The sequence below is a fragment of the Paenisporosarcina sp. P4_D4 genome, from assembly GCF_056401835.1.
Map to the genome: position 1 here is coordinate 1 of NZ_JBFUIO010000382.1, position 787 is coordinate 787.

The following is a 787-nucleotide window of genomic DNA, read 5'->3' on the forward strand; positions in this document are numbered from 1 at the left end:
TTCCTGAAGTGACCTCTAAAACTGCTGTAGATATATGCTATAGCACAAAAGAGAGTTTAATTCTTTACCGATTGTTCTATCAAAACAAGGATGCTATGTATTTGGATAGAAAGAAAATTAGATTTGAAGAAGCAATAACAGAAAGAGAAAAAACATTAATGATTAATAAGTTATAACTTTTTCAAGAAAAGGAAGTGTCGAGTGAAAACAATACTACAAGACAAGATTGCAATTTTACATGTATTCGCTGGATTAATAAAGAACCCTGAGCTAATTGGAAATACAAAAGAGTTCAAACTCTCAACAGAGGACTTTCCAGAGCGATTCCATCAAATTATCTACGGAGCGATTTACAACCTATTTTCAAATGGAGGGGAAAAAATCTCAGTAATTGAAATAGATAAATTGTTACGTGAGTTCCCTACTCAATATCACATATTCAATGAAGCAAATGGGCTTGAATACTTATATAAAGTTGAAGAAATCGGACAGCCTGAAAATTTCTTGCTTCATTACAACACTGTCAAAAAGTTTTCATTCCTAAGATCATGCAATGCCTGTGGTATAGACATTACAGATATTTATGATTCATCAATTGTAGACATTAAAGAACTTGAAAAACAACAAGAATCTTTTAATGACATGACACTTGCAGAAATGGTTGCACATATTGAAGGAAAGCTAATTAGTTTAAAAGATGAATTTCTATTTGATTCAAATGGAAAAGGCAGCCATATGTCTGAAAACTTGCGTGAAATAGTCGCTGAAAAAATGAAGAGTCCAAGTT

The 787-nt window shown here is 32.0% G+C and carries 1 protein-coding gene; it reads left to right on the forward strand.

The features are described 5' to 3' along the window. Positions 1 to 201: 201 nt before the first annotated feature. Positions 202 to 787, forward strand: a 586-nt coding sequence (locus AC1DSL_RS18980) for a DnaB-like helicase N-terminal domain-containing protein (RefSeq protein ID WP_477533442.1), incomplete at its 3' end; no start/stop codon positions are given.